A 19,743-nucleotide genomic window follows, 5' to 3' on the forward strand; every position below is an offset into this window, starting at 1 on the left:
CTTCAGGCGACCGGCAAGGGCGATACGGGGATCGGACCGCGACGACGCACGAGGTCCACAAGCCTCCCGACTTGCTCGCGGGCCACAAGACTAACGAGCGAGCCATAGACCGCGAGTCCCACTCCGGCCTGAAGCACAGACAAGGAGGCACCCCTGACGGGAGTCGTTTCGCCTACCCACCAGAGGGCGACACTCATCACCACGGTGCAGACCAGGGGGCGCACCAGAGGAGAGACCAAGCGTCCGGGCGGCAGGCCCAGATGACGCTGCGCCGCCGCAGCGGCCAGAAGCGCACCGACGACTCCGCCCCAGACGGCATGGATCAGCAGGGTCGCCGAAAGCGAATGGAAGGCGGCGACCACGCCAGGAACCACGACGAGGGGATAGAAGGCGTAGTTCCGTCGAGCGACCGTCATGGCGCGCCCCGTGGCGACGAGCGCATTGTTGACGGTCCAGGTCGCCAGGGACAGAATTCCGAAGGGCAGAAGCCACTGCACCGACGTCACCACGGCCGGACCCGTCGTCGGCCCGAACAGCAAGGGCATCAGTGTCGGCGCCGTCACGATCACCCCGGCGTAGGCGGGAAACAGCAGAAGCGCGCCGACGCTCGCGGCCACCAGCACCACCTCGCCGACATCACGCCCCTGATGGGCGGCCCGCGCAAACAGCGGCACGGTCAGATACCGCAGAGGGCCCACGACGACGGCGTCGATCAGGCCGAGGACCCTAAACGCCACCTGCATCATGCCGGCCGCAGTCGCGCCGAGCCGGACGCTGACGATGATGCTCAACAGCGGAACGATCGCCGCACTCAGAAGGTGACCCATCACCAGCGCCACCGCTTGCGGACGGATCGATCTCAGATAGTCGCGATCCCAACACAGGGTCGGCAACCAGCGCGAGGCGATGACGGCAAGGACGGTCGATGACACCCCGCTCACGAGCGACAGCCACACCATCGCCCACCCGCCGAACTCGCTTGCGGCCAGTCCGATGGCGGTGGCGCCCGCGAGCGCCGTCGCGCACAGGGTCCGCAGCGCCAGAGACCGCATCTCCAGGCGTCGTCGCAGCAGGCCCTCGTAGACGTTTCCCACCCCGCCGATGACGGGCAGCGGTGAAAACGCGATCAGGTATCGGCCCACGGCCGTGTCCAAGCCGATGCCGGGCACGACCAGGACGGCGGCGATGACGATGACGGAGACCAGGCTCCCCACGCCGACGGACGCCAGCAACAGGGTCGATCGATGATCGTCGGGGTCATCTCGCCCCTGCACCATCAGGTCGGGAATGACGGCGGACTGCAGGGTCTGCACGAAGACGAAGCTCGCCTGCGCCGCGGCAACCAGGCCGATTTCCGCCAGCGTCAGCCAGCGGGTCAGCAGCACGAAGATCAGGGCGTTGATCCCGTACCGGGACCATTGGAGCAGGCCGGACCAAAGACCCGCCGACGCCGTGGAACTCAGCACCGGCGCGGTCCGCACCCAGGCCACGCGCCCTTCGGACCTTCGGCGGACATGGCCCCGGCCTGACCTTTCCGCCCCGCCGTCACATCGTGAGCCGCCACCGTCCACCCATCCGACCTGTCCCGGATGCACGCTTAACATGTGGAGCGGCCGTGGCCCAAGCCCTTGGGTTGCCGACTGTCACGTCGTCCCTCAGTCGCTGGCGCGACCTATCAAGCCACGAGCGTCAGCCGCAGAGGGCGAAGAAGCGTTCGACGCTGCTCTCGGACCCCGGATGGGGCGCATAGACTTCGCGGCGCCCATCGACCCACTGCGCGATCCAGCCCAGGCGGCGGAAACGCTGCAGGACCGGCTCACCCGTCCCGGCGGTGGCGGTCAGCAGGTCGCCGTCGTGGAGTTGCGACGGTTCGCCTTCTGCCCGGAATCGCTCGGTGTCACCGCCGGATTCCAGGTGAATTTGGCGTTCGCCGGACCGGCCCAAGGCCGTCAGATCGACCTTGCCCGATCCTGCCGTGCAATCGAACCCCAGCTTCAGGTCGTCGCTGGCTTCCACCCCATAGGCCAGACGGGCCGATCCATCGGCGGGCGTATAGTGCCAGTCATACCCTGCGGTCGGGGCGGGCGCCGACGCGGTCGCGGCGTTCGCCACGGGTGTCGGCGTTTCCACACTCGCGCACGCGCTCGTCAAAGCGGCCAGGCCCAGCACAGGCAGCCAAAGAATCCGCATGGAACCTCCGCAGTTCAACCGCTGCAAAGCTCTGCGAAGCGGCGCAGCTTGGCAAGGTGCGCTGGCTGAACCGCGACAGTCTGGTGAGCGCCCGCGACGGCCACGTCGAGCTCGCCGCTGATCAGGAACTGACCGAATACGGGGTGGTCGGTGCGCAACGCCACGGACTGATGATCGGCCGCAGCCTCGCTCTGGCCGGTCGCGGTGGCCGTCCCCGATGCGATCGTGGCTACGCCGGCTCTGGTCTGTCCGAACAGGTCGAGCCGAGCCACGCCGGAACCCGGATCGCATTCCAGGATGGCTTTCAGTTGTGGCGTGTCGGGGATCTCGTTGGCCAGAACCAGAGGCCGGTCTTCATAGAGGGTCCACGTCCAGCTGGACTGTGGGGGCGAGCCCGTCAGCGTGGCCAAGACCGCCAGCGTCACCAGAAATGTCATGGTTCAGGCCCCCCGACCGCAGCGCTCTATGCTCGGCCCGGCGAACAATAGGCCAGAAAATCGCTCACCAGGCGACGTTCTTCCCGGGTAGCGGCGATTTGGAAGCGACCGGCGTCGCCGACGACCGTCATTCGCCCCTCGCTGGCCAGACCGGCCAGGGCCGGGTCGCGAACGGGGATCCGGGTTTCCTCGGCATCGCTCGACAGGGGATCGACCACAAAGCTCGTCTGCGTCATCCGCGCGCCCTCGATCTGGACGTCGCCATAGACGGCGGCCGTGGCATCTCCCGGCAGGCAGGTGACCATCAAGGCCAGCTGGTCTGAGTTGGCGACCCCATAGGCCAGCTTGGCCAGGGCGCCCTCGTGATGCACGCTCCAGCTCATGACCGGCGTGGCCATCACGCCTGCGGACTCGACCTCGGGCGCAACGTCGCGAGATTGCGCTGCGAAGGCGACCAGACCGAGAGCGGCGACGGCGGGGATCAGAACTTTGAACATTACGGAATACCTTGCGTCTGACTGGGCAAACGCGGGCATCCGTTAACGGTTCACGGCAAAGCTTCCGCCCTGACGAACCCGTGATGTTCAGGGCACGGTGTTTCGGAGGCTAGAGCAGCGAGCGATAGCCCACGAGAATCCAGGCTCAAGCAGCGAGCGACCGCGTCGCGCGCGATAGCCCACTAGAATCCAGGCTCAAGCAGCGAGCGACCGCGTCGCGCGCGATAGCCCACTAGAAACCAGGCTCAAGCAGCGAGCGACCGCGTCGCGCGCGATAGCCCACTAGAAACCAGGCTCAAGCAGCGAGCGACCGTGTCGCGAGCGATAGCCCACTAAAATGGACTGAATCGTTCCACTAGGCTTTGCGCCGCCGGGGTCGCCTGCACGCGGCTGATGTCGCCGCGCCCGCCGTAGCTGATGCGCGCTTCGGCGATCTGGGTGTGGGCGATGGTGTTGGCCGAGGAAATATCTTCCGGGCGCACGATGCCGGCGACGGTCAGTTCGCGAACCTCGCGGTTGGTGCGCACTTCTTGCCGACCCTGGATCACCAGGTTGCCGTTCGACAGGATGTCGGTGACCACGGCTGCGATGGTCAGGTTGACCCGCTCGGACCGGTTGACCGAGCCCGTGCCATTGGCGTTGGACTGGCCCTGAACGCCCACCAGGTTCTGCGGGTCGAACCCGCCGGGGAAGGCGCGACCCAGGCTGTTCTCCAGCCCGAAGAAGTTGCTGACCCCGCCGGTGATGTCGTTCGAGCGGCTGCGGTTGGTGGTGTTCTGCGTCTGGGCCTGATCGTCGATATTGATGCTGACGGTCAGGATGTCGCCGATGTTGCGCGCCCGCTGGTCGCCGAAGAAGGCGCGCGCGCCGGTGCGCCACAGGGAGTTGGCGCTGGCCGAGCGCGGCTGGGGCGCGGCCTGGTAGGTCTGGCTGACCGGCACCAGCTGGGCCGGATAGCCGATGGGGGCCAGCTGCGGCCCCTGCACCGTCTCGACGACGGTGGAGCAGGCGCCGAGAGACAGGGCGGCGAAGGACAGGACGAGGACGGACTTACGCATGACGGGCATTCCCTAGCGGGCGGCGAACTGGGTGGAGGCTTGGGCGCGGGATCCGGCGCCGGCGCGGGCCTGACCGGGACCCGAGGCGATGGCGTCGATGGTCCGGCCGGACGTGGTATTCAGGACCGGCACCGGCTCGCCGACGGCGGCGTCGCGCGTGGCGCGTCCGGTGACGGTCAGGCTGACGCCCCCGGCGATGAAGGCGACCTCGACCATGTCGTTGCGGGCGATGACGCGTGGCGAAACCAGGTCGCGTGCGCCGACGACAGCCCCGGCACGCAGGGCCCGGCGGGCGCTCAGGCCTACGACCACGTCCGGATCGGACGGCGAACCACCCTGTGCGAGATGGGCCTGGACCGTGGACCAGATCACGTCCTCCGGCTGGACGACGTCGCCGGCGGCCAGGTTGCGGGCATAGGTCAGGACCTCGGCCGTCGCGCCGCGCGTGGCGACCGGGGCGGCGACGCCTGCGACGGCCGGGGCGACTGCGCCCGGCGCCATGGCGGCGTTACGCACCACGACCCGGCGCAGGCCCTGAGGATTGGCCCATTGCAGGCCCGCCCGCGAGGCGATGGCCTGAAGCTGCCCGGCCTCGAACACGACCGACGGCCCGGCGCGATTGGCGACTACGACGCCGGAGGCCGATCCGGCTCCGTCGAAGATGTCGCCCAGGGTCACGACGCCGTCCGCATCGACCGGATTGACCTTCAGGGTCACCGGGCCGGCGAGGGCAGGGGAGGCGACCAGCGCCAGCGCGGCGACCAGTGTCAGTAACCGGGTCATCAGCCCTTCACCTGCGCCGAGACGCTCATCATCTCGTCGGCCGTGGTGATGACCTTGGAGTTCATCTCATAGGCGCGCTGAGCGATGATCAGCGAGCTGATCTCGGTGACGGCGTCGACGTTCGACGCCTCGGTATAGCCCTGCAGCAACTGGCCGAAGCCGACCTCGCCCGGCGTGCCGGTGGTCGCCGGACCCGAGGCCGCCGTCTCCAGCAGCAGGTTGTCGCCGATGGCTTCCAGACCGGCCTCATTGAAGAAGGTCGCCAGCTCCAGCTGCCCCACGGTCGCGGCTTCCGGCGAACCCGCCGAGATGACCTGCACCTGGCCGGTCTTGGAGATGATCACATCGACCGCGTCCTGCGGGATCGAGATGGCCGGCTCGACCGCATAGCCGTCCTCGGTCACGAGCTGGCCTTCGCCCGACAGGGAGAAGTTGCCGGCGCGGGTGTAGCCGATCTCGCCCGAGGGCAGGGTGATCTGGAAATAGCCCTGGCCGTCGATGGCGACGTCATAGTCGCTGCCCGTCTGGGTCGGCGTGCCCTGGTCGGTGATGCGATAGACGCTACCCGCCTTGACGCCGAGACCGACCTGGATGCCGGTCGGGACGACAGTGCCCTGGCTGGACGACTGCGCGCCCATCCGTTCGACGTTCTGGTAGATCAGGTCCTGGAACTCGGCCCGCTGGCGCTTGTAGCCGACGGTGTTCATGTTCGCGATGTTGTTGGAGATGACCTCCACGTTCAGCTGCTGTGCGGCCATGCCGGAGGCGGCGGTGCGAAGAGCGCGCATTCAGGTCTTCCTTAGCTCGACCGGCCCAGCCGCTCGACCGAGCGACGGGACAGTTCGGTGACGTTCTCGATCATCTTGGTCGCGCGTTCGTAGGCGCGGCTGATCTCGATCAACTGGGTGATTTCGACGAGGGGATTGACGTTCGATCCCTCGAGCATGCCCTGGCGCACCTGGGCGCCGGCGGCGTCGATGGGCACCGCGTTGGACGCGTTGCGATAGAGGCCGTCGCCGTCCTTGGACAGAACCGACAGGGTGTCGAACCGGGCCAGGCCCAGCTGTCCGATGGCGATGCCGTTCTGGCTGATGTTGCCGTCGTCGGCGACAGTGATCGGCCCTTGCGCCGGGTCGATGACGATCGGACCGCCGTCGCCCAGCACCGGCAGGCCGCTCTTGGTCACCAGCTCGCCCTCGGGGCTGATGGTGAAGGCGCCGTCACGCGTATAGGCCTCGGTCGGGCCGTCCTGGACCTTGAAGAAGACGCCCTCGCCCTCGATGGCGAAGTCCAGGTCCCGCCCGGTCTGCTGCAATGAGCCTTGCGAGAAGTCCCGGCCCACGCCCCGGTCGAGCACGAAGCTCGCGCCGGGCCGGATGGAATCGTTGCGCGCCCGATTGCCGACCTCGGTCCCCAGCAGCAACTGCTCGACCTTGAAGCCGGTGGTGTCCGCATTGGCGATGTTGTTGGCCGCGATGTCGAGTTCGCGACGCAGCGTCATCTGGCGGGACAGTCCGATGTAGGCGGCGTTTTCCACGGGGTGCAGGCTCCTTCGCCAGCCTTCCACGCAACGACCGTGCCAACAGGGTTAACGCCCGTCCCGACAGGGTTTGGTGACTATTTAGCCCCTGACAGCCCGGCAAAACTTGCCGGACCTACACCTCGCGTTAACCAAACCGGGCGCATCCGGGTCGCTAGGATTTTCGGGGCGACCGCATGATCAAGCTCGGCAAGAAGAAGGGTAAGCAGCCCGACGACGGCGCGACCGATCTCGCCGTCGCGCACGGCGCCGAGGTCGAGGGCGAAGCGCCCAAGAAGAAGCTGCCGCTCCTGTTCATCATCGCGCCCGTCGCCCTCCTGGTCCTGGGCGGCGGTGGCGCGGGCGCCTTCTTCATGCTCCAGCCCAAGCCCGCCGCCGCCGAAGGCGAGCACGGCGCCGAAGCCGAAAAGGGCGGTCACGGCGAGGAGAAGGCGGAAGCGGGCGGCCACGGCGAGAAGAAGGAGGGCGGCGGTCACGGCGCCGCGCCTGAGGGCGAGGCCGATCCGGCGCTCGGCAAGATCAGCGAAGGCCCCGACGGCGTCACCTTCTTCACCCTCCCGGACATGGTGGTGAACATCCAGTCGCCAGACGGTCGCCCGACGGTGATGAAACTGGCTCTGACCCTCGAGATGCACGACGCCGACCTGGCCTATTCGCTCCAGGGCCAGATGCCGCGCCTTCAGGACATGTTCCAAGGCTTCCTGCGCGAGCTGCGCCCCGAGGACCTGGCCGGTTCGGCCGGCAGTTATCAGCTGCGCGCCGAGATCCTGCGCCGCGTGAACCTGGTCGCCGCCCCGGCCAAGGTGGACGCCGTCCTGATCGAAGAAATGCTGATCCAGTAGATGGCGGATACGGACGAGCTCGACCCCTTCGCCTCCGCCGACGCCTTCGGTGAAGATCGAGGGGCTGCGGCCGCGTCCGAACGCGTCCTGAACCAGGACGAGATCGACAACCTCCTCGGCTTCGATCTCGGCGACGACGACGGCTCCGAACGGACCGGCATCCGCGCCATCATCAACTCCGCGCTCGTCTCCTACGAGCGTCTGCCGATGCTGGAGATCGTCTTCGACCGCCTGGTGCGGTTGATGACGACGTCCCTGCGGAACTTCACCTCGGACAACGTCGAGGTCTCGCTCGACAACATCTCCTCGATCCGGTTCGGCGACTACCTGAACTCCATCCCGCTCCCCGCCATCCTCGCGGTCTTCCGCGCCGAGGAGCTGGACAACTACGGCCTGCTGACGGTCGATTCCAACCTGATCTATTCGATCGTCGACGTGCTGCTCGGCGGCCGTCGCGGCACGGCGGCCCTGCGCATCGAAGGCCGGCCCTACACCACGATCGAGCGGGTCCTGGTCCAGCGGATGGTCGAGGTCATCCTCGCCGACGCCCAGGCGGCGTTCGAGCCCCTGACGCCGGTCCACTTCAACCTGGACCGTCTGGAGACCAACCCGCGCTTCGCGGCCATCGCGCGCCCTGCCAACGCCGCGATCCTGGTCAAGCTGCGCATCGACATGGAAGACCGCGGCGGACGGGTCGAGCTGCTGCTGCCCTACGCCACGCTCGAACCCATCCGGAAGATGCTGCTGCAGCAGTTCATGGGCGAGAAGTTCGGCCGCGACAACATCTGGGAAGGCCACCTGGCCACCGAGCTCTGGACCACCGACACCGAGGTCCGCGCCGTCCTCGACGAGCAGCAGGTGCCGCTGTCCCAGGCGCTGAACTTCAAGGTCGGCGACACCTTCATGCTGAACGCGACGCCGGATTCGGACGTCTCCATCCGCTGCGGCACCATCCCGGTCACGACCGGCAAGATGGGCCGCAAGGGCCAGCATATCGCCGTCCGGGTCGAGGCGCCGATCAGCGTCGAGACCGCCAACAGCCTGACCAAGGGAAGGCGCTGATATGACCGGGATGATCCTGGACGCCGTATTGATGCTGCTGCTCGTGGCCGCCCTCGGCTACGGCGTCCGCCTTGAGAAAAAACTGACCCAGTTGCGCGCCGGCCAGCTGGCCTTCGCCGGCGCCGTCACCGAACTCAACGCCGCCTGCTCCCGCGCCGAGAACGCGCTCGGCTCTCTCCGCGCCTCGGGCGAGGAAGCCGACCTGCTGCACGACCGCATCCTCAAGGCGCGGACGTTGAAGACGGACCTGGAGCAGCTGATGGCGCGCGCGGGCAAGAACCCCTCCGTCTCTCCGCTTCGCTCCGAGCCACCTCCCCATGCTTCGCACGGGGAGGATACGCGCCAACCGGTCTCCTCCCTGCCGCGCAGCGGTGGGGAGGTGGCTCGGGGCTCTCGCCCCGAGACGGAGGGGCTCTTGACGCGCACGCCGACCGACCCCGACGACCGCGCCTTCCGCATGGCCGCCCTGGCCGAGCGTATCCAGGGCATGGCTGCCCCGGCGCCCGCCGCAGCCGGCGCCGGCAACGTCCAGGCCATCCTGCATGCCCTGACCGCTAACCAAGCCGCGAAGCAATCTCTCAACCGTGCTCGCGTAAACCTCGCCACCGACGACGACCTGTTCGCTGCTTAAATCTCTCCTGGATTCCTGACCTTATGGCCAAGCTGCCCCGCCTTCTGCCCCTGATCGCCGTCGCCATCGGCGGGGTCGTGGCCGTGCGCGCCGTCGGCGCCGGTCCGGACATCTTCCAGGGTGCCCGCGCCTGGGCCGAGGAAGCGACCGAGGCCGTCAGCGAGACCGTCGCCGCACCCGCCGCCACTAAGGCTCCCCCCGCCGTCTGCGCACTGTCGCCGGAACAACTGGCGCAGCAGGCCGGCATCTCGCCGGCCGAACTGCGCATCATCCAGTCCCTGTCGGCCCGCCGGACCGAGCTGGACGCCCGCGACGCCGACTTCGCCACCACCCTGCCGCTCATGGTCGCCGCCGAACAGAAGCTCGACGCCAAGGTCCAGGCCCTCAACGCCATCAAGGCCGAGGTTCAGAGCCTGCTGGGTCAGGTCGACGAGCGCGAGGCCGCCGAGACCGCCCGTCTGGTCGCCGTCTATTCCGCCATGCGCCCGCGCGAGGCTGCCGCCATCTTCACCACGCTGGAGGACAGTGTCCGCCTGCCGATCGCCGCCGCCATGCGCCCACGCGGCCTGTCCGCCATCCTGGCCCAGATGCAGGCCCCCGCCGCCCGCGAACTGACCGAGAAGCTGGCTCGCCGCTTCCAGGCCCAGCAATTGGCCGCCCGCGCCGCCGCCGCCTCGGCCCCGGTGACCCCGGCCGAGGCCCAGACCGCCGCCAACACGACGGCTCCGGCCGCCAACGCCCCGGCACCGACCCAGACGGCCGCGACCACCACGCCCCCCGCCGCCACCCCGGCCGCCAACCGCCCGGCGGCGCGTCCCGCCGCTCGTCCGGCCGCGAACCGCGCGCCTGCGCGCCAAACGCCGCGTCCGACGACGCCCGCCGCGACCCCGCCCGCCGGACCCCAACCCTACCAGCCCACCGCCGGGGCCTCCGGGGCCGCCAACCCGTCCGCCCCTCGCCAGTCGGTGCAATAGGCCGACAGCTTCCCCTCCGTGCACCCCGGCGAAGGCCGGGGTCCAGCTTACGGATACGAACGGCTGGACTGACGCAGGGTCTCCTGACCTCGGCACCGAGTTTTCCATCTGGACCCCGGCCTTCGCCGGGGTGCACGGTGATCGAAACAACGGGAGCGAGCCATGGCCTTCGATTTCACCGGCAAGACCGTCATGGTCTTCGGCGGCACCTCCGGCATCAACCTCGGCATCGCCAAGGCCTTTGCCAGGAGCGGCGCCCGGCTCGCCGTCGCCAGCCGTAGCCAGGACAAGGTCGACGCCGCCGTCGAGCAGCTTTCCGGTCAGCATCCAGCCCTCGGTTACAGCCTCGACGTCCGAGACTTCGATGCGGTCAAGGCCGCCGTCGCCGACTTCCGCGAAAAGCGCGGCACGATCGACGTCCTGGTCTCCGGCGCGGCGGGCAATTTCCCGGTCCCGGCCGCGGCCCTCAGCTCGAACGGTTTCAAGACCGTCACCGATATCGACACCCTGGGCACCTTCCACGTCCTGCGCGCGGCCCATGAGCACCTGACCAAGCCGGGCGCCAGCATCATCAACATCACCGCGCCCCAGGCCTGGATTCCGATGGCGCTCCAGGTCCACGTCTGCGCCGCCAAGGCGGGCGTCGACATGATCACCAAGACCCTCGCCATCGAGTGGGGCGGGGAGGGAGTGCGGGTGAACTCCGTGTCGCCCGGCCCCATCGACGGCACCGAGGGCATGGACCGTCTTGCCCCCACGCCCGAGGCCAAGGCCGCCGCCGCCCGCGCCGTCGCCCTGAACCGGTTGGGCACCGTCGATGACGTGGCCGACGTCTGCCTGTTCCTCGCCTCGGACTATGCGCGTTATGTTTCGGGCGTCGTCCTGCCTGCCGACGGCGGCTGGAGCGTCGGGCGGGGGTTCGCCGGGCTCGGTTGAGCCCCTCATCGGTTGAACATTGTCGGATCGAGCAGGGGCGGCTATGCACCGCCGCTTGAGTTTCTCGAAGGCCCCGCCATGTCCGACACGCCCCCCGACCGCCTCTCGGTCAACCCGAACAACAAATACTACGACGCCGACGTGCTTCAGCGCGGCGTGGGCGTGAAGTTCAAGGGCGAGGAAAAGACCAACGTCGACGAATACTGCGTCTCCGAAGGCTGGGTCCGCCTCGCCGTCGGCAAGGCCGTCGACCGCAAGGGCAACGCCCTGACCGTCAAGCTGCAAGGCACGGTCGAGCCCTATTTCCAGAGCGAAGAGGTTGAGGGCGAAGGCTGAGCTGTCTCTCGTCTCTCGGCACCCCAGTCTGGATTGGGATCCGCAGAGGTCGAGCCGCCTGAGATCGTCGAAGATAAAAATCTTCCTGGCCCTCTGAGCTAAGGTCAGGCCTGCTTCAGAGGCTCATCCGAGGGCCATTGTCTGCCCAGGTATCGAGTGCCCCTATAGTGGTGACTTCGGTTCGCGGAGAGAGCGGACGCCGGCCGGTTTCGTCCGCTTTGTCCGTTTCGTCCGCTTTTTTTCGTCCGGACATTTCGGACAGACCACAGTCAAACCAGGGCGATCGCCGACATCAACCGCCCGAAGTCCGGTTCGCCCCGCTGGAACGCGCGGCGGTTGGAATAGAAGTCCGCCTCATCCGCACAGGTGTCGTGGCCAGTCCAGGCCGCTTCGCCGACGCCCGCCTGTTCCAGCCGCCACAGCACGAACCCGGGCAGGTCGAACAGTCGTTTGCCGGCCTCGGCGCCGGGCGCGAAGAACCGGCCCGCCCCCGGGTCGTGATGCTCGAACCGCTCCTGGAAATCGGCCCCGACCTCATAGCTGCCTTGGGCGATGCACGGTCCCACCACGGCGACGATCCGTTCGGGCCGCGCGCCCAGCGCCTCCATCGCCGTCACCGCCGAGTGAACCACGCCGCCCAGCGCGCCCTTCCAGCCCGCATGGACAGCCCCGACGACGTGGGCTTCCGCATCGGCCAGCAGCACCGGCGCGCAGTCGGCGGTCAGCACGGCGGGGATGACCCCGGCCGTGGTCGTCACGACCGCATCGCCCTCGGGCCGGTCGCCGGCCCACGGTCCCTCCGCCACTCGGGTGATCGCCGAATGGATCTGGTAGCAGGCCGCCAGATCGTCGGGCCTGCCGCCCATGGCCTCCGCGATCCGCCGCCGGTTCTCGGCCACCGCTTCGGGATCGTCGGATGACCCCAGGCCCGTATTCAGCCCCTCGTAGATCCCGGTCGAGACCCCGCCCCGACGCGTGAAGAACCCGTGGCGAACTCCGGCCTTGTCCAGCAGCGGATGGGTAATGGGCGTCAGGTCGTTCATGGTTCGAACCCCGGAACACTCAGGCTGCGAGGCGCGAAAATCGCCGCCGCCTTGAACAGGTCGCCCATCTGATCTGGCGCCGTCAGTCGCGCCAGTTGCCGCGCGATCACCGGCGCCGCCTCGGGCCGTCCCGAGGACAACCGCTCGGCCCGCGCTTCGATCCCCAGCCGCCGCAGGAAGTCGCCCTGGCCCAGGCAGCCGGTGACATCCGCCCCTGTGCGAACCGCCGCCTCCAGCACGGCCGGGAAGTCGGCCCACTGGGTCAGATCCGCCTCGCCGGGCTGGGCCAGCACATCGACCTTGGCGTGGCGCATCAGCCCCTGAAGCGTATCCCCCGGCCCCGGCCGATCCCGCCCATAGTCGATCAGCAGGGCCGCCCCGGTCGTCTGATTGAGCAAGGCGCCCAGATCCCGCCCGAAGGCCGCCTGCTGCTCCGACACCTCGATGACCTGACCCGGCTCGATCTCATAGGGCGGGCGCTCGAACCCTCCGGTGATGCCCACCAGCCCGAACGTCAGCCCGCCCTCGTCGGTCACCCCGACCCGCCGCTCGGCCCAGCCCCCTTCGGTCCTCACGAACTGCCGGGCAGGCAGGCAGTCCAGCACCTCGTTGGCGACCAGGATGACGGGAGCGTCGGTCTCGATCCGGGTCAGCGAACCGACCCAGCGGGGCGACACATCGGCCCCCGCCAGCCTCCGCTCCTGCACCGCCCTCAGTGGCGCGGACGGCTCGATCAGGATCAGCTCGCAGGCTTCCAGGAAGCCCGGCGCAACCCGCGCGGCCCTCAAGGCGTCGTCCATCAGGGTCCCATCCCCCGGCCCCACCTCGACCAGCCGGAACCGCTCGGGCGCGCCCAGCCGATGCCAGGTTTCCACCGCCCACAGCCCGATCAGCTCCCCGAACATCTGGCTGACGAGGGGCGCGGTGATGAAGTCCCCGTGCGCCCCCAGGGACGGCCGCGTCGCATAATAGCCGTAGCTCGGATCGTGCAGGCAGCGGGTGACGTAATCGGCCACCGTCATCGGCCCGGTCAGAGCGATCTCCCGCGCCAGCCGATCCCTCAGCGACATCAGGCGGCGGCCGGCGGCCGGTTCCAGGCCCTCTGGATCAGCCAGGCGCCGACGATGATCATGGGGATCGACAGCATCATCCCCATGGTCAGGCCCAGCGGGAAGTTCTCCATCCCGGCGTCGGGCTGACGCACCGTCTCCAGCAGCGCCCGCGACGCGCCGTATCCGACCAGGAACAGGCCCGTGACATAGCCGGGCTTGGCCAGCAGTCGCCATTTCCAGACCGCCAGGCCCAGCACGATGAACAGCAGTACGCCTTCCAGCCCCGCCTCATACAGCTGGCTCGGGTGACGCGGCTCGTTCCCGGCGGGGCAGAAGCCGTACATCTGCTCGATGCGGGCGTTGCAGAACCGGATGGCCCAGGGCACGTCCGTCGTGCGGCCCCACAGCTCCCCGTTCACGAAGTTCGCCAGCCGCCCGAAGAACAGGCCGATCGGCGCAGCCGCCAGCGCCATATCCCCGATGCTCAGCGCATTGGCCTTGGTTCTCCAGGCATAGATCAGCACCGCCGCGGTGCAGCCCAGCATCCCGCCGTGGAACGACATCCCCCCGGTCCACAGCTGGAACAGCTCCAGCCGCTCCCCCAGGTTCGACCCGGTAAACAACTGGGCGAACATCACCGGCTTGTAGAAGACGGCATAGCCAAACCGCCCGCCCAGGATGATGCCGAGCGTGATCCACAGGACCAGATCATCCAGCTGCGGTCCCGTCATCGGCGGCTTGCCGGGCGCCCAGACCCGCTCGATCTTGAGGATGCGCGCCGCGTAGACCCAGCCCAGCACAATGCCCATCACATAGGCCAGGGCGTACCAGCGGATCGGCAGCGGACCCAGATGGATCAGAACCGGATCGAACTCGGGAAAGGGCAAGCGAGGCTCCTGAAGCTTTTCAGCCCGGCTTTAGCAAGCGTCGCGGCCACACGCGAGCGTGACACGTTTCAGCCCCGATTGCCCTCAATCAAGGGGTGTCTGGAAAGGTTTCGTTCACCATATCAGGCAACCCTCGCTTAACCACGCCCGCCGCCGGGCCGGAGCCCTTCGATGCAGACCCGCAATCCCTTCCTCGACGAGTTCGCCAAACTGTCCACCAGCGCCATGGGCCTGGCCCAAGCCGCCGGCGAGGAAGCGAAAACCGCCTTCCGCGCCCAGTCCGATCGCATCGCCGCCGAAATGGATCTGGTCCGCAAGGACGAGTTCGATGCCCTGAAGGCCGAGGTCGCCGCCCTCCGCGCCGAGCTTGCGAAGCTGAAAGCCGAGGCTCCGACCACGCCGAAGAAGCCTCAAAAGGGAACGTCCACAGACGGAACTCGTCTTCCGGACGCAGCCGGTTGAGACGAATCTCCGAACACGCCTACCGTCAGTTTCACACGCGACCCTGAGTCGGCCGCCCTTCCCCCCGCGAGATCGAGTTCATTTTATGGATGCTGCCGGACCCCAAGAGGTCGACGTCCCCTACGATCCGCTGGACGTGGTCGAGCATGTGCTGAACGCCGAGAACCTTCCGTTCGACCGGACGGACGACGGCGATCTGGCCTTCGCCCTCGCCGGCGACTGGAAGGACTACGAACTCTGGTTCGCCTGGCGTCCCGAGGGCGACTGCCTGCAACTGTGCTGCGCCCTGGACCTGCGGGCCACCAAGAGCCGTCGCAACGCCGCCTACGAGCTGGTCTCCATGGTCAACCAGCGCACCTGGATGGGCCATTTCGAAGTTTGGTCCGAGGACGGCGAGATCGTCTTCCGCCACTCCCTGGCCTTGCCGCACGGCGAGCGCCCGACCTTGGCCCAGGCCGCGTCGATGATCGACGCCGCCGTCGAGGCCGCCGACCGCTATTACCCGGCCTTCGACTTCATGATCCGGGGCAACAAGAAGCCCCAGGACGCGATCGACTCCTGCCTGTTCGAGACCGTCGGCACGGCCTGACGGTGGCGCGATGACGGTCGTCCTCCTGGGTCACGGCCGCCTCGGCTCCGCGATAGCCGAAGGCTGGCGGCTGACGGGTGCGGTCTCCGATCCGACCATCCTGACCCGCGCCGTCCCGCCGGTCTGCCCGGCGGACACGCAGGCGCTGATCATAGCGGTGAAGCCCGCTGCCTGGCGTGAAGCGGTGGCTCCGCTGCTGGCGACCCTGGCCCCCGATAGCGTCGTGATTTCAGTCATGGCCGGCGTCCGCGCATCGGATCTGGCCGTGGCTCTCCCAGGCCGATCCGTCGTGCGTGTCATGCCCACGACGGCCGTCGCTCAGGCGCAGGGTGTCGCCGCCATATGGTCAGCCGACCCGCATGCGCGCAGTGTCGCCCACAGTCTGTTCGACCCCATCGCCGACACGGTCGATCTGGACGAGGAAGCCCTGATCGACGCCGCCACGGCCGTTGCCGGTTCCGCCCCCGCCTTCTTCTACGCCCTGGCTCAGGCTTTGACGGCCGCCGGTGTCGAGGCAGGACTGACGCCTGGCGCCGCGCAACGCCTCGTGCGCGGGGCTCTCCGATCGGCGGGTTCGGGGGCGGGCGCCGAGGCCTCGCTGGACGATCTGATCGCCCGGATCGCCTCGCCCGGCGGCACGACCCGAGCGGGCCTTGATGCGCTCAAAGCCGCCGATTTCGATGGAGCCGCTCAGGCTGCCGTGCAGGCCGCCGTCAGCCGGGCCCACGCGTTGGCGGCGGGCGCCTAGCGGCTGACCAGCCGTCCCGCGACGAGATTGCCCGCCAACCGGTCATAGGCGCGATCGGCGTCTTGCCAGGTCGAGTGGCCATACACCTCGGCCAGCGAGGAGGAGTAACGCGAATAGCGGACGGGCAGTCGCTGACCGTCGGCGGTGATCACCTCGCCCTCGATGGTCGCCCCGCCGATCGAGATGCTGTCCGTGATCGACAGGCCGGGCTTGTCGGCCGCCTGCTGCCAGGTCGGTCGGTTGGGCTTCAGATCGGTGAGAACCAGATTGACCCGCGCCCCTTCCAGACCGCCGTCGCGGGCCAGTCGGCGTTCGACGACCGATTGCAGCCGTTCGATCTGTCGGTCCACGTCGCGCTGACCGAGCGTCTCGACTTTCTCGGTCAGATCGCCGCCGACCGTGACAGTGACCTCTTGGGCCAACGCCGGCGCGGCAACGAGGGCGGCGAGAGCGAACGGGGCGATGAAGCTGAAACGGGGCATGGCGATCTCCGGAGTTTCCCTGTCCTCTGCAAGATGCGCTCGCGCAGGACCTTTCACCAGTAGACGCCGCCGAAAGTGATCGCCCTTCAGCCCGGCAGTCGGATCAGAGCCCGCAAGCCCCCCAGATCACTGCGCGCCAGGGTGATGTCGCCGCCATGCCCGCGTGCCACGTCCCGCGCGATGGCCAGGCCCAGCCCCACGCCCTTCCGGTTCTGGTTGCGGCTTTCGTCCAGCCGGCTGAAGGGTCGGAAAGCCTCTTCGTGCATCTCGTCGGGAATGCCCGGCCCATCATCCTCGACCGAGATCTCCAGCCCTCCCGACGCCAGAGCTCGCGCCGACAGACGTACATGCTCGCCGTGCGAGGCCGCATTGCCCGCCAGATTGGTGAGGGCCCGTTTGAACGCCAGCGGCCTGAGAGACGCCGTCAGATCGGCGGGGGCGGTGATCTCCACCTCGGCTCCGGCGCGTTTCACGTCCTCGCCCGCCGCCTTCAGAAGGGCCGAGACATCGACCGGCTGCGGAGCCTCCCCGGCCTCGCCCTTCGCGAAGGCCAGATACTCGTCGATCATATGCTCCATCTCGTCGAGATCGCCCTTCATGGCGCTCTGACGCTTGAACTGCGGGGCCAGGGCCAGTTCCAGGCGCAACCGGGTGAGGGGTGTCCGCAGGTCGTGGCTGACCGAGGCCAACAGCGCCGTCCTCTGTTCTATATGCCGCTGGATCCGGTCGCGCATGGCCAGGAAGGCGACGGCCGCCTGACGCACTTCGCGGGCGCCGTGCGGCTTGAACTTCGGCGACATCTCGCCCCGCCCGAAGGCCTCCGCCGCCTCGGCCAGCCGTTCGATGGCCCGGACCTGATTGCGGATGAACAGGATGGCGACGCTCATCAGCAGCACCGTCGCCAGCATCAGCCACAGGACGAAGATGTGCGCCTGGGTCGCGACTGCCCGCTCACGCGGCGCGATGATCCTCAGCACGCCCTGCGGCTGCTGGACCTGGATATCGACATAGGCCGGGTAGCGGGTCGTATCGAACCAGAAGCGCTGGTCCAGACGCGCCGCCAACGCCGCCTCGAGTGTGCGGTCCACCACCCCGATCGGCCCCCGATTTCGCTCCTCGGGCAGGCTCGCGCCGGGCCGGAGCGCAATCGACAGCTGCATCGACCGCTCACCCCGGTCAGCGATAACCGCCAGGTTGGCCTCGGTCGGTTCGTCGCGATAGCTCTCGGCCGCCCAGGCCACGTCACCCGCGAGCCCCTCGGACAGGCGCGCCGTCACCGTCTGCCAGTGCATGTCGAAGAAGGCCCAGGTCACCGCCCCCTGCATGATCAGGATCGGCAGGACGATGATCAGCAGCGACCGTCCCCACAGCGACGTCGGCAACTGCCGCTTCAGAAACCGCGCCAGGACGGGGAAGGGCAGCAGCCGCATGTCAGTCGGGCGCCAGCATGTATCCGACACCGCGCACCGTCTGGAGATAGCGCGGGTTCTTAGGATCGGCCTCGAGCTTCCGCCGCAGACGCGTCACCTGGACGTCGACCGCCCGGCCGGTGATGTCGGCCGTGTCCGGTGACAGGTCCATCCGCTCGACCGGCGCATGGGCGTGCAGGGCCAGCGTCTTCAGCAGCTGAGCTTCGGCCTCGGTCAGCCGCATCGGCGCGCCGTCGCGGGTCAGCTCCAGCCGCTCCAGATCGAACATCGCCGTGCCGAGACGAATCTCGCGCGGCATGATCGGCTTGACGCCCGTCCGCCTCAGGATCGCATCGATCCGCAGCGACAGTTCCTTCGGGTCGAAGGGCTTGGACATATAGTCGTCGGCGCCACGTGACAGACCATCGATCCGGTCCGAGGCCTCGCCCCGCGCGGTCAGCAACAGCACCGGCGTCTTGGACAACTGCGCCTTGGACCGCACCCAGGTCGTCAGCTCCAGCCCGCTCTCGCCCGGCATCATGACGTCCAGCACGACGAGGTCGAACTCGATCAGCTCCATCAAGCGACGCGCCGCCGCCGCGTGAGCGGCCCCGGTCACGCGATAACCCTCGCGCGCCAGATACTCCTTCAGAAGCTCGCGAATCCGGTCGTCGTCATCGACGATCAGAAGGTGACGACCGACCCCGGCACCGGCCACAGGCCCTGAACGGCTCGAGCTCATGCGAACATTCCCTTGCCGATGGCGTTGACCTTCGGCGCTTCGGGCGTTCTAACCGGCAAATCTGCGCAGGAGACGTTGTTCAATGGCCTTGGTTCCTTTCGACGATCGTGATGGTTGGATCTGGGTGAATGGCGATTTCGTGCCTTGGCGGGAAGCGAAAACGCACATTCTGACCCATGCCCTTCACTACGGCTCGTCGGTGTTCGAGGGTGAGCGTATGTATGGCGGGGAAATCTTCAAGCTGACAGAGCATTCCGAGCGATTGGCCCGTTCGGCCAATCTGCTGGATTTCGAACTGCCCTATACCACTGCCGAGATTGATCAGGCCTGCAAGGAAACCTGCGAGAAGATGGGGATGGAGGACGCCTACATCCGTCCCGTCGCCTTCCTCGGCCCCGAACAGGTCAGCGTCTCGGCCCTGAACAATAAATGCCACGTCGCCATCGCCGTCTGGGACTGGCCCAGCTATTTCGACCCCGAGGTCAAGAAGAAGGGCATCAAGCTGGAGTGGGCTAAATGGCGCCGCCCCGACCCGCTGACCGCCCCGACGACGGCCAAGGCCGCCGGCCTTTACATGATCTGCACCATGTCCAAGAACGCGGCCGAGAAGCGCGGCTTCGCCGACGCCATGATGCTGGACTGGCGGGGCTACGTCGCCGAGGCCACCGGTGCCAACGTCTTCTTCGTCCAGGACGGCGTGATCCACACCCCCGACGTGACCTACATTCTGAACGGCATCACGCGCCAGACGGTCATCGACATCGCCAAGGCCAAGGGCATCGAGGTGGTGGTTCGCCACATCCGCCCGGAAGAACTGTCGACCTTCTCGGAATGCTTCCTGACCGGCTCTGCCGCCGAGGTGACCCCGGTGCAGTCGATCGGCGAATACACCTTCACGCCCGGCGACCTGTCGCTGACCCTGATGGACGACTACGGCAAGCTGGTTCGCCGGATCAAATAAGACATCGCCTTCGAAGCGAGGCGAACGGCCCGGCGGCGACGCTGGGCCGTTTCGCATTCCAGCCTGCGACAAATAGGCTTGC

Annotated in this window: 24 protein-coding genes; 10 read left to right on the plus strand and 14 right to left on the minus strand. The window is 68.0% G+C overall.

The genetic code is table 11. The features are described from left to right. Window positions 1–2: 2 nt before the first annotated feature. The 8 genes from ACW171_RS15840 to flgF form a co-directional block, all read right to left on the minus strand. Window positions 3–1,466 (minus strand): oligosaccharide flippase family protein, encoded by a 1,464-nt coding sequence (locus ACW171_RS15840; RefSeq protein WP_492094663.1) that lies wholly within the window; start codon window positions 1,464–1,466, stop codon window positions 3–5. 223 nt (window positions 1,467–1,689) lie between these two features. Further along, on the minus strand, window positions 1,690–2,190 hold the full coding sequence (locus ACW171_RS15845) for a hypothetical protein (protein WP_492094665.1): 501 nt from the start codon (window positions 2,188–2,190) through the stop codon (window positions 1,690–1,692). 14 nt (window positions 2,191–2,204) lie between these two features. Next, on the minus strand, window positions 2,205–2,627 hold the full coding sequence (locus ACW171_RS15850) for a hypothetical protein (RefSeq protein WP_492094667.1): 423 nt from the start codon (window positions 2,625–2,627) through the stop codon (window positions 2,205–2,207). Between the two features lie 26 nt (window positions 2,628–2,653). Continuing rightward, window positions 2,654–3,124, minus strand: coding sequence for a hypothetical protein (locus ACW171_RS15855; RefSeq protein WP_492094669.1), 471 nt, complete (start codon window positions 3,122–3,124; stop codon window positions 2,654–2,656). A 332-nt stretch (window positions 3,125–3,456) separates the two neighbouring features. Next, on the minus strand, window positions 3,457–4,191 hold the full coding sequence (gene flgH, locus ACW171_RS15860) for a flagellar basal body L-ring protein FlgH (protein ID WP_492094671.1): 735 nt from the start codon (window positions 4,189–4,191) through the stop codon (window positions 3,457–3,459). Between the two features lie 3 nt (window positions 4,192–4,194). Next, window positions 4,195–4,965 (minus strand): flagellar basal body P-ring formation chaperone FlgA, encoded by a 771-nt coding sequence (flgA, locus tag ACW171_RS15865; protein WP_492094673.1) that lies wholly within the window; start codon window positions 4,963–4,965, stop codon window positions 4,195–4,197. After that, window positions 4,965–5,753: a flagellar basal-body rod protein FlgG gene (gene flgG, locus ACW171_RS15870; protein WP_492094675.1), complete on the minus strand. Its 789-nt coding sequence runs from the start codon at window positions 5,751–5,753 to the stop codon at window positions 4,965–4,967. Before flgG ends, flgA begins: the two co-directional genes overlap by 1 nt. Window positions 5,754–5,764: 11 nt before the next feature. Then, window positions 5,765–6,502 carry a flagellar basal-body rod protein FlgF gene (gene flgF / locus ACW171_RS15875; protein ID WP_492094677.1) on the minus strand — a complete coding sequence of 246 codons (738 nt, stop codon included), beginning with the start codon at window positions 6,500–6,502 and terminating at the stop codon, window positions 5,765–5,767. Window positions 6,503–6,681: 179 nt separating this feature from the next. Between flgF and ACW171_RS15880 the strand changes: the two genes are divergently transcribed. From ACW171_RS15880 to ACW171_RS15905, 6 genes are all read left to right on the plus strand, one after another. Beyond that, window positions 6,682–7,347, plus strand: coding sequence for a flagellar basal body-associated FliL family protein (locus ACW171_RS15880; RefSeq protein ID WP_492094679.1), 666 nt, complete (start codon window positions 6,682–6,684; stop codon window positions 7,345–7,347). Further along, a complete protein-coding gene (fliM, locus tag ACW171_RS15885) occupies window positions 7,348–8,409 on the plus strand; it encodes a flagellar motor switch protein FliM (protein ID WP_492094681.1) in 1,062 nt (353 codons plus the stop codon). Window position 8,410: 1 nt separating this feature from the next. Further along, entirely contained in the window at window positions 8,411–9,040 is a 630-nt protein-coding gene (locus tag ACW171_RS15890; RefSeq protein ID WP_492094683.1) for a DUF6468 domain-containing protein, read from the plus strand. Between the two features lie 23 nt (window positions 9,041–9,063). Continuing rightward, window positions 9,064–10,014, plus strand: coding sequence for a MotE family protein (locus ACW171_RS15895; RefSeq protein ID WP_492094685.1), 951 nt, complete (start codon window positions 9,064–9,066; stop codon window positions 10,012–10,014). A 162-nt stretch (window positions 10,015–10,176) separates the two neighbouring features. Next, complete coding sequence (locus tag ACW171_RS15900) at window positions 10,177–10,950, plus strand: SDR family oxidoreductase (protein ID WP_492094687.1); 774 nt, start codon at window positions 10,177–10,179, stop codon at window positions 10,948–10,950. A 78-nt stretch (window positions 10,951–11,028) separates the two neighbouring features. Continuing rightward, window positions 11,029–11,286 (plus strand): DUF3297 family protein, encoded by a 258-nt coding sequence (locus tag ACW171_RS15905; RefSeq protein ID WP_492094688.1) that lies wholly within the window; start codon window positions 11,029–11,031, stop codon window positions 11,284–11,286. Between the two features lie 269 nt (window positions 11,287–11,555). On the opposite strand, the gene pgeF is transcribed toward ACW171_RS15905, so the two are convergent. The 3 genes from pgeF to lgt are packed head-to-tail and all read right to left on the minus strand — an operon-like array spanning window position 11,556 to window position 14,268. Continuing rightward, on the minus strand, window positions 11,556–12,329 hold the full coding sequence (gene pgeF / locus ACW171_RS15910; RefSeq protein WP_492094690.1) for a peptidoglycan editing factor PgeF: 774 nt from the start codon (window positions 12,327–12,329) through the stop codon (window positions 11,556–11,558). Next, a complete protein-coding gene (locus tag ACW171_RS15915) occupies window positions 12,326–13,399 on the minus strand; it encodes a class I SAM-dependent methyltransferase (protein ID WP_492094692.1) in 1,074 nt (357 codons plus the stop codon). Before ACW171_RS15915 ends, pgeF begins: the two co-directional genes overlap by 4 nt. After that, window positions 13,399–14,268, minus strand: coding sequence for a prolipoprotein diacylglyceryl transferase (gene lgt / locus ACW171_RS15920; protein WP_492094694.1), 870 nt, complete (start codon window positions 14,266–14,268; stop codon window positions 13,399–13,401). Before lgt ends, ACW171_RS15915 begins: the two co-directional genes overlap by 1 nt. A 171-nt stretch (window positions 14,269–14,439) precedes the next feature. Between lgt and ACW171_RS15925 the strand changes: the two genes are divergently transcribed. From ACW171_RS15925 to ACW171_RS15935, 3 genes are all read left to right on the plus strand, one after another. Beyond that, window positions 14,440–14,730, plus strand: coding sequence for an accessory factor UbiK family protein (locus ACW171_RS15925; protein ID WP_492094696.1), 291 nt, complete (start codon window positions 14,440–14,442; stop codon window positions 14,728–14,730). An 85-nt stretch (window positions 14,731–14,815) separates the two neighbouring features. Then, window positions 14,816–15,319 carry a type III secretion system chaperone family protein gene (locus ACW171_RS15930; RefSeq protein WP_271083791.1) on the plus strand — a complete coding sequence of 168 codons (504 nt, stop codon included), beginning with the start codon at window positions 14,816–14,818 and terminating at the stop codon, window positions 15,317–15,319. Window positions 15,320–15,329: 10 nt separating this feature from the next. Then, window positions 15,330–16,067 (plus strand): pyrroline-5-carboxylate reductase family protein, encoded by a 738-nt coding sequence (locus ACW171_RS15935; RefSeq protein WP_492094698.1) that lies wholly within the window; start codon window positions 15,330–15,332, stop codon window positions 16,065–16,067. On the opposite strand, the gene ACW171_RS15940 is transcribed toward ACW171_RS15935, so the two are convergent. From ACW171_RS15940 to ACW171_RS15950, 3 genes are all read right to left on the minus strand, one after another. Then, window positions 16,064–16,549, minus strand: a complete 486-nt coding sequence (locus ACW171_RS15940) for a hypothetical protein (protein WP_492094700.1) — start codon at window positions 16,547–16,549, stop codon at window positions 16,064–16,066. The two genes, ACW171_RS15935 and ACW171_RS15940, sit on opposite strands and share 4 nt — an antisense overlap. A gap of 86 nt (window positions 16,550–16,635) precedes the next feature. Next, window positions 16,636–17,979 (minus strand): ATP-binding protein, encoded by a 1,344-nt coding sequence (locus ACW171_RS15945; protein ID WP_492094702.1) that lies wholly within the window; start codon window positions 17,977–17,979, stop codon window positions 16,636–16,638. Between the two features lies 1 nt (window position 17,980). Then, entirely contained in the window at window positions 17,981–18,700 is a 720-nt protein-coding gene (locus tag ACW171_RS15950) for a response regulator (protein WP_492094704.1), read from the minus strand. Window positions 18,701–18,782: 82 nt separating this feature from the next. Between ACW171_RS15950 and ACW171_RS15955 the strand changes: the two genes are divergently transcribed. Continuing rightward, on the plus strand, window positions 18,783–19,661 hold the full coding sequence (locus ACW171_RS15955) for a branched-chain amino acid aminotransferase (RefSeq protein WP_492094706.1): 879 nt from the start codon (window positions 18,783–18,785) through the stop codon (window positions 19,659–19,661). The last annotated feature ends 82 nt before the right edge of the window (window positions 19,662–19,743 follow it).

It is taken from the genome of Brevundimonas sp. FV1ye28, from assembly GCF_058681135.1.

What these genes read in the sequence shown, in the direction of transcription:
- ACW171_RS15930 (WP_271083791.1), top strand. Translation starts at nt 14,816, where the DNA reads ATGGATGCTGCCGGACCCCAAGAGGTCGACGTCCCCTACGATCCGCTG.
- ACW171_RS15950 (WP_492094704.1), bottom strand. Translation starts at nt 18,700, where the DNA reads ATGAGCTCGAGCCGTTCAGGGCCTGTGGCCGGTGCCGGGGTCGGTCGT.
- ACW171_RS15940 (WP_492094700.1), bottom strand. Translation starts at nt 16,549, where the DNA reads ATGCCCCGTTTCAGCTTCATCGCCCCGTTCGCTCTCGCCGCCCTCGTT.
- ACW171_RS15895 (WP_492094685.1), top strand. Translation starts at nt 9,064, where the DNA reads ATGGCCAAGCTGCCCCGCCTTCTGCCCCTGATCGCCGTCGCCATCGGC.
- ACW171_RS15945 (WP_492094702.1), bottom strand. Translation starts at nt 17,979, where the DNA reads ATGCGGCTGCTGCCCTTCCCCGTCCTGGCGCGGTTTCTGAAGCGGCAG.
- flgA (WP_492094673.1), bottom strand. Translation starts at nt 4,965, where the DNA reads ATGACCCGGTTACTGACACTGGTCGCCGCGCTGGCGCTGGTCGCCTCC.
- ACW171_RS15845 (WP_492094665.1), bottom strand. Translation starts at nt 2,190, where the DNA reads ATGCGGATTCTTTGGCTGCCTGTGCTGGGCCTGGCCGCTTTGACGAGC.
- ACW171_RS15955 (WP_492094706.1), top strand. Translation starts at nt 18,783, where the DNA reads ATGGCCTTGGTTCCTTTCGACGATCGTGATGGTTGGATCTGGGTGAAT.
- ACW171_RS15890 (WP_492094683.1), top strand. Translation starts at nt 8,411, where the DNA reads ATGACCGGGATGATCCTGGACGCCGTATTGATGCTGCTGCTCGTGGCC.
- pgeF (WP_492094690.1), bottom strand. Translation starts at nt 12,329, where the DNA reads ATGAACGACCTGACGCCCATTACCCATCCGCTGCTGGACAAGGCCGGA.
- ACW171_RS15855 (WP_492094669.1), bottom strand. Translation starts at nt 3,124, where the DNA reads ATGTTCAAAGTTCTGATCCCCGCCGTCGCCGCTCTCGGTCTGGTCGCC.
- ACW171_RS15915 (WP_492094692.1), bottom strand. Translation starts at nt 13,399, where the DNA reads ATGTCGCTGAGGGATCGGCTGGCGCGGGAGATCGCTCTGACCGGGCCG.
- ACW171_RS15905 (WP_492094688.1), top strand. Translation starts at nt 11,029, where the DNA reads ATGTCCGACACGCCCCCCGACCGCCTCTCGGTCAACCCGAACAACAAA.
- flgG (WP_492094675.1), bottom strand. Translation starts at nt 5,753, where the DNA reads ATGCGCGCTCTTCGCACCGCCGCCTCCGGCATGGCCGCACAGCAGCTG.
- flgH (WP_492094671.1), bottom strand. Translation starts at nt 4,191, where the DNA reads ATGCCCGTCATGCGTAAGTCCGTCCTCGTCCTGTCCTTCGCCGCCCTG.
- ACW171_RS15925 (WP_492094696.1), top strand. Translation starts at nt 14,440, where the DNA reads ATGCAGACCCGCAATCCCTTCCTCGACGAGTTCGCCAAACTGTCCACC.
- ACW171_RS15850 (WP_492094667.1), bottom strand. Translation starts at nt 2,627, where the DNA reads ATGACATTTCTGGTGACGCTGGCGGTCTTGGCCACGCTGACGGGCTCG.
- ACW171_RS15935 (WP_492094698.1), top strand. Translation starts at nt 15,330, where the DNA reads ATGACGGTCGTCCTCCTGGGTCACGGCCGCCTCGGCTCCGCGATAGCC.
- fliM (WP_492094681.1), top strand. Translation starts at nt 7,348, where the DNA reads ATGGCGGATACGGACGAGCTCGACCCCTTCGCCTCCGCCGACGCCTTC.
- ACW171_RS15900 (WP_492094687.1), top strand. Translation starts at nt 10,177, where the DNA reads ATGGCCTTCGATTTCACCGGCAAGACCGTCATGGTCTTCGGCGGCACC.
- ACW171_RS15880 (WP_492094679.1), top strand. Translation starts at nt 6,682, where the DNA reads ATGATCAAGCTCGGCAAGAAGAAGGGTAAGCAGCCCGACGACGGCGCG.